The sequence below is a fragment of the Oceanicaulis sp. MMSF_3324 genome (genome assembly GCF_030733545.1).
Classification (GTDB): Bacteria; Pseudomonadota; Alphaproteobacteria; order Caulobacterales; family Maricaulaceae; genus Oceanicaulis.
Map to the genome: position 1 here is coordinate 247,557 of NZ_JASHIU010000003.1, position 7,271 is coordinate 254,827.

Annotated in this window: 5 protein-coding genes and 1 pseudogene; 2 read left to right on the forward strand and 4 right to left on the reverse strand. The window is 62.8% G+C overall.

All coding sequences use genetic code 11. The features are described from left to right. Positions 1-12: 12 nt before the first annotated feature. From fabF to fabD, 4 genes are all read right to left on the reverse strand, one after another. Positions 13-1,302, reverse strand: coding sequence for a beta-ketoacyl-ACP synthase II (gene fabF / locus RBA95_RS05620; protein ID WP_306015842.1), 1,290 nt, complete (start codon positions 1,300-1,302; stop codon positions 13-15). A 16-nt stretch (positions 1,303-1,318) separates the two neighbouring features. Next, on the reverse strand, positions 1,319-1,555 hold the full coding sequence (locus RBA95_RS05625; protein WP_009800441.1) for an acyl carrier protein: 237 nt from the start codon (positions 1,553-1,555) through the stop codon (positions 1,319-1,321). Between the two features lie 190 nt (positions 1,556-1,745). Beyond that, the gene (gene fabG / locus RBA95_RS05630) at positions 1,746-2,483 is read right to left on the reverse strand and encodes a 3-oxoacyl-[acyl-carrier-protein] reductase (protein ID WP_306015843.1); all 738 of its coding nucleotides are present in this window, start codon (positions 2,481-2,483) and stop codon (positions 1,746-1,748) included. A 6-nt stretch (positions 2,484-2,489) separates the two neighbouring features. Further along, positions 2,490-3,431, reverse strand: a complete 942-nt coding sequence (gene fabD / locus RBA95_RS05635; RefSeq protein WP_306015844.1) for an ACP S-malonyltransferase — start codon at positions 3,429-3,431, stop codon at positions 2,490-2,492. Between the two features lie 250 nt (positions 3,432-3,681). Between fabD and RBA95_RS05640 the strand changes: the two genes are divergently transcribed. After that, a complete protein-coding gene (locus tag RBA95_RS05640; protein ID WP_306015845.1) occupies positions 3,682-6,717 on the forward strand; it encodes a TonB-dependent receptor domain-containing protein in 3,036 nt (1,011 codons plus the stop codon). A gap of 86 nt (positions 6,718-6,803) precedes the next feature. After that, positions 6,804-7,271: pseudogene (locus RBA95_RS05645) on the forward strand (hypothetical protein); the annotation flags it as partial.

Genomic DNA, 7,271 nt, shown 5'->3' on the forward strand with positions numbered 1-7,271 from the left:
AAGATCCAGACGTTAGTCAGCCTTGGCGAAGACGACCGAGGCGTTGGTGCCGCCAAAGCCGAACGAGTTCGACAGAACTGCCGAGATCTCTTTCTTCACCGGCGCTTTCGGCGCGAGATTGATCGCCGTCTCAACCGACGGATTGTCCAGATTGAGGGTCGGCGGGCAGATCCCGTCGCGCATGGCCAGAATGGAGAACACCGCTTCCACAGCGCCCGCGGCGCCCAGAAGGTGGCCGATCGCGGACTTGGTGGAGCTCATCACCAGATCGGAGGCGGCATCGCCGAACAGACGCTCGACGGCGCCCAGCTCGATCTCGTCGCCCTTGGGCGTGGAGGTGCCATGGGCGTTCACATAGCCGATATCGGCCGGGCTCAGACCGGCGCTCTTGAGCGCAGCGGTCATGGAGCGGAAGCCGCCATCGCCATCATCGGCCGGGGCCGTGATGTGATAGGCGTCGCCGGACAGGCCATAGCCGCGCACTTCAGCGTAGATGGTCGCGCCGCGAGCCTTGGCCGCTTCATATTCTTCAAGCACGACAACGCCCGCGCCTTCGCCCATGACGAAACCGTCACGGTCCTTGTCCCAGGGACGGGACGCGGCTTTGGGGGCGTCGTTGAAACCGGTGGACAAAGCCCGGGCGGCGCCGAAGCCGCCATAGCCCAGACGGGTGATCGCGCTTTCCGCGCCACCCGCCACCATCATGTCCGCATCGCCATAGGCGATCAGACGGGCCGCATCGCCAATGGCGTGCGCGCCGGTGGAACAGGCGGTCACCACGGCGTGGTTCGGGCCTTTCAGGCCATGACGGATCGAGACCTGGCCCGAGGCGAGGTTGATCAGCATGGCGGGAATGACGAACGGGCTGAGCTTGCGCGGGCCGCGTTCATGCAGGGTGACCGAAGCGTCATAGATGGTCTGAAGACCGCCAATGCCGGACCCGATCAGAACGCCAGCGCGTTCCTTGGCCTCTTCATTCTCGGCTTTCCAGCCGGAATGGGCGAGCGCTTCGTCCGCCGCCGCGATGCCGTAAAGGATGAACTCGTCGATGCGCTTGCGCTCACGCGCCGGCATGACGGCATCCGGGTCGAACGAGCCGGGGACGTCTTCGCCCCCGCCGTTGCGCCCGTCGACGCGCGGGATAATGCCCGCAACGTGACTGGACAGATCGGACACATCAAAGTGTTCGATCTTCGCCAAGCCTGAATCGCCAGCAAGAATGCGCGACCAGACATGCTCAGTTCCGCAGCCGAGCGGGGACACAAGCCCCAACCCGGTCACGACGACGCGACGCTTCGACATGAGAACTCGCTCCGGCTTAGCCGAGCTTTTCGGAGATGAACTTCACCGCATCGCCGACGGTCTGGATGTGCTCGGCAGCATCGTCGGGGATTTCGATATCGAATTCTTCTTCGAACGCCATGACCAGCTCGACATTGTCGAGGGAGTCAGCGCCCAGATCGTCGATGAAGGAGGCCTTCTCGGTGACTTTTTCAGCTTCAACGTCGAGATGCTCGACAACGATCTTTTTAACGCGCTCAAGAACGTCGGACATGTCGGTCCCTTTTCAAAAATCTATCTGTTTTGCGGACATCCCGGCGGGCGTCGCGCTTCCGTAGGTGTTGTTTACGCAAGGAGGGATCAAGTCCTCCCTGTGAAGCGTGCGGGCTGATAACACGCCGAAAACTCGTACGCCAGCCGCACACTGTCTGGCAAGTCGGTCCGGGCGCCCGGACCAAACGAGTCTAGATCATCGCCATACCGCCGTTCACGTGCAAGGTCTGACCCGTCACATAACCGGCTTCCGCACTGGCGAGATAAACGCACGCAGCTGCAATATCGCTCCCATTGCCCAGCTTGCCGGCGGGAATCGTGGAGAGAATCGCCGCTTTCTGGTCGTCGGTCAGCGCATCTGTCATCGGCGATTCGATAAAGCCCGGCGCCACGCAGTTCGCCGTCACGCCGCGTGAAGCGACTTCCTGGGCCAGCGCCTTGGTGAACCCGATCATGCCCGCCTTGGACGCGGCGTAATTGGTCTGACCGGCATTGCCGGTGACCCCGACAACGGACGTGATGCCGATGATGCGGCCGAAACGCTGCTTCATCATTCCGCGCATCGCCGCCTTGCACAGACGATAATGGGCTTCCAGATTGACCTTGATGACGGTTTCCCAGTCCTCGTCCTTCATCCGCATCAGCAGCTGATCGCGGGTGACGCCCGCATTGGAGATCAGGATATCGAGGCCGTCGAGCGCCTCGGACGCCTGCTTGGGCAACGCGTCCACGCTGTCCGCATCCGACAGGTTCGCCGGGCACACCGCCACGCGATCGCCCAGCTCCGACGCCAGCTCGTTGAGCACGGCTTCACGTGTGCCCGACAGCGCCACAGAGGCGCCCGCGGCATGCAGGTCCCGCGCAATTTGCGAACCCAGACCGCCGGTCGCGCCCGTCACGAGCGCTTTCTTTCCAGTGAGATCAAACATTTAGGATTACCCCTTAAGCGAAGCTGCAAAGGCTTCGAGATCTTGCGCCGTAACAAGGGCCGTGCCCTGTGCGTCCTTGATGTGGCGCTTGAGCATGGTGGTGAGCACTTTCGCGCCCGCTTCCACAAACTGATCCACACCCTGGGCGTGCATGCCGTCCACGCTTTCGCGCCAGCGCACCTTGCCGGTGACCTGTTCGACGAGCTGGGTGCGCAGGGTTTCAGCGTCCGACACGGCGCCGGCGCTCACATTCGTCACCACCGGCACGGACGGATTGGACAGCGCCGCATCCTTGAGCGCGTCGGCCATGGCGTTCGCGGCCGGCTCCATGAGCGGGCAATGGAACGGCGCCGAAACGGGCAGCAGCATCGCCTTGCGCACGCCCAGATCCTTGATGGCGGCGACCGCCGCGTCGACCGCCGACTTGTCGCCGGAGATCACGATCTGACCGGGCGCATTGTCATTGGCGATGGTCACGATGCCTTCCGAAGACGCCAGGCTGATGGCTTTCTCGGCCTGCTCCATGTCAGCGCCCAGCAGGGCCGCCATGGCGCCCTGCCCGACCGGCACGGCTTTCTGCATGGACTGGCCGCGCAGCTTGAGCAGCTTCGCCGCGTCTGACACCGACAGCGCGCCCGCAGCGCAAAGCGCGGAATATTCACCCAGCGAGTGGCCTGCCACGAACTGGGCCGCGCTGACATCCACATCGAAATCGGATTTGAGCGCCGCCATCGCCGCCAGAGACACCGCCATGATGGCGGGCTGGGCGTTCTCGGTCAGGGTCAGCTCCTCGATCGGGCCGTCCCACATCAGCTGGGAGAGGTTCTGGCCGAGCGCCTCGTCCACCTCTTCAAAGACAGCGCGCGCAGACGCAAACTCGTCCGCCAGCGGCTTGCCCATGCCGACAGCCTGGCTGCCTTGTCCGGGAAAAGTGAATGCAAGCGCCATGAAGCGTCCTCCCTCGCAAATCTGTTTGCGCGGGGATAACCGGGCGCGTCATGGGAGGCAAGCGCGAGCACCCTCGCCTCGCAGATCGCGACACCTGAAGTTATAGAGAAATACCCAGACGAGATTGGTTTTAGGAATATAAATCATAGCTTTATGCATGACGCAAAAGTGACAAACTCTAACCAAGCTGTCATGTGTCGTCCATTCGCGCTCCACGCTCGCCGCGTGGTTCGCTTTTTGGGGAGCACTCATGACAAACTCTACAAAACGCAGCGCCCTGCTGCGTTCCTCCATCCTTATGAGCCTGGCGGCCGCCAGCTTGAACGGCTACGCCGCGCTGGCCCAGACCACTGACAGCGACGAAACCGCCGCCACGACTCAGCAGTCCAGCGATCGTATCGTCGTGACGGGGTCGCGCGTGCGCCGCGACGCGTTCTCCAACGATGCGCCCATCGAAGTGTTCGACGCTGACACGGCCGCCCTCCAGGGCTCGCTCGACATTGCAGACTTCCTGCAATCGTCAACCGTCGCCGCCGGCTCGCCGCAAGTCACCGCCGCAACCTCGGCCCAGTTTGTCCAGAATGGCGGCCTTGGCGCAGAAACCCTGTCGCTCCGGGGCTTGGGCGCGAACCGCACCCTGGTGCTGCTGAATGGGCGTCGCGCAGGTCCTGCCGGCGTTCGCGGCGGCGTCTCCGCCTTTGACCTGAACGTCATCCCGCTGTCGGCCATCCAGCGCGTTGAAGTGCTGAAAGACGGCGCGTCTTCGGTCTACGGCTCTGATGCTGTGGCCGGCGTGGTGAACATCATCACCAACGATGAAGACGGCGGCAATTTCGACGCCTTCGCCTCCGTGCCGGAAGCTGGCGCAGGCATGGAATTCCGCATCAACGGCTCTTATGGCGACAGCTTCGAGCGGGGCCGCTTCCGTGTCACCGCCGACTATTACCGTCAGGAAGAACTGGCCCAGGGCGACCGCGATTACTTCCAGTGCGGCGAAGCCTATGTGCACAATGCCGATGGCACGCGCGCCGACCTGATCGATCCACGCACCGGCGCCTTCGCCTGTGAGGACCTGCTCTGGGGCCATGTCTGGACCTATGACTATGCCGACGGCTTCGCGGACGGCTCCACGAATCTCGATTTCCCCGGCACCAAGCTGATCCAGTACGACCACACCGGCGCGCTGGCCGCCAACGGTCTGACCCCGGTCGGCAACAACCACGCCAACCCGTACTGGATGGGCACGCCGGACGGCTGGTATGCCATGGATCAGAGCGATCCGCTGACCCGCGCCCTGACCGATTACGACCATCCCTTCCAGGATGCGTCCACCATGGTGCCGGACACCGAACGCTTCACCCTGTTCGCCGAGGGCGAATTCGAGCTGACCAGCAATGCGCGTCTGTACGGCGAGGCGCTGTTCAACCGTCGTGAGACGTACAACAACGCGTATCGTCAGTACTGGACCTACATCTACAACTCGAACTTCGACTTCGCGACGTTCGATCTGGATCCGGCCGCAGGCGACCCGCGCAGCGCAGGCTGGACGGGCGCTCAATGGCTGTCCCCGACGGCCGTGACCGATCACGCCGACAGCTCGGTGGCGATCGATTACATGCGTTTTGTCGGCGGCATTGATGGACAGGGCCTGCCCTTCCTGCCGGACTGGACGTGGGACGCATCGCTGCAATTCTCCCGCTCTGACGGCGAGTACTGGAACCAGCGCGTCTTTGATGACGCGATCAGCCCGTACCAGTTCGCGACCGGCTCGTGCGCCGGCACGGTCACCCCGGTCCGCGGCGCGCCTTGCGTGGACGTGAACTGGCTCAGCCCGTCCCTGCTGGCCGGCAACCCGACACCGGAAGAGCGCGCCTTCCTGTTTGGCGAGGAAACCGGCACCACGGTGTATGAACAACTGTCGTTCGAAGGCGTTGTCTCGGGCGATCTGTTCACCCTGCCCGCCGGCCCGGTCGGCGTGGCTCTGGGGGTGCATTACCGCACCGACGAAATCACCGACACGCCCGGCGACATCACCCTCGCCAACAATGCCTGGGGCAGCTCCGGCGCCGGCATTACGGCTGGCGATGACACCACCCAGGCGGTTTTCGGCGAAGCCGTGATCCCGCTGCTCTCCGGCCAGCCGCTGGCTGAGGAACTGACCCTGACCGTGTCGGGCCGCTATACGGATGTGGATTCCTATGGCTCGGGCGACACCTACAAGGTGGGCCTGAACTGGGCGCTCAACGACCTGGTGCGTCTGCGGGCGACCCACGGCACGTCCTTCCGCACTCCAGCCCTGTTCGAGCTGTATCTGGCGGACCAGACCAGCTTTGTCGGTCAACGCAACATCGACCCCTGCATCAACTGGCAGGACAATCTCGATGCGGGCAACATCACCCAGCGGATCGCCAACAATTGCTCCGCCGCAGGCGTGCCTGACGATCATACGGGCGCGGGCTCGTCGGCTACGGTGATCACAGGGGGCGGTCTGGGCGTTCTGGAAGCGGAAACCTCCGATTCCACGACCTTCGGCCTCATCCTGACCCCGTCCTTCATCAATCTGCGCGTCGCCGTGGATTACTTCGAGATCGAGATGGAGAACCAGGTCGATCAGCTGGGCGCCAGCCGGATCATCACCGGTTGCTATGACTCAGACGACTTCGCCAATGAACCGCTCTGCGATCTGTTCACCCGCAATCCGGGCGGCAGCAACGGCGCGTATCTGATCGATGAAGTTCGCGACAGCTTCATCAACGTCAACAGCCAGATCAATCGCGGCATCGACATCAACGCCGACTACTTCCACGAATTCGGCTTTGGCGACCTGACCGTGAACTCCCGCGTCGCGATCCAGCTGGAAGACCGGGTGGACCTGCTGGGCGGCAATGTTGAGGACACCAACGGCGAAGCGGGCAACCCCGAACTCGTCGGCGAGCTGAACTTCAACTTCGTGCGTGGCGACTGGTCCGCCTTCTGGGGCATGCGCTATGTGGGCCAGACCTCGAACTTCGACAGCTATTACGACGGCAACTCTTCCCAGACCTATCTGGGCGACGATGTCATCTACAAGCTGCGCACCGAAGCCGTGGTCTACCACAGCGCCTCGATCGCACGGGAGTTCGACACCGTGAGCATCCGCGCCGGCGTGTCGAACATCTTTGACGAACAGCCGCCGGCTGTGACCACCATCTCCGGTGAGTACAGCACCGTCGGCACCTCGGCCTTCTACAGCCAGTACGACTGGATGGGCCGCCGGTTCTACGTCAACTTCACCAAAACGTTCTGATCGGCTATAAGCCTTTGAACACCGAAGGGCGGCGGCGTCATGCCGCCGCCCTTTTTCTATTCGCGTCCGGAAGATGAGGCGCCGCCTTGCCCCGAGTTATCGCCAAACCCGACACGCTGAACGCGCGGAATGCCGAGTTCGAGCAGATCCCGCTTGAAGCGCCCGTCTTTCTCAATTCGGTGCCCAAATCGGGCACGCATCTGATGCGCAATATCGTGCGCATGTTCGTGCCCGTGGAGCAGCAATATCACGACGCCTTCATCCAGCACCCCATTCTGGGCCAGCACAGAGCCGCGTTTGACGCTGCACGCCCTAAACTGAGCTGGGGGCATCTATTATTTTCCGACGCCTCGGCGATCGCGCTCAAATCCGTTCATCATGTCTTGCTGGTCCGCGATCCCTATGACTGGGTCCTGGCGCGCGCCCGCTTCTTCCTGTCTGACACTTTCCAGGCCGGGCTTGATCATCTCAAGAATGACACCGTCACCGCCGAGGACGTCATCAACATGATGATCTTCGGCATTCACGGCAAAGCGCCGACCCTGAACGAGATC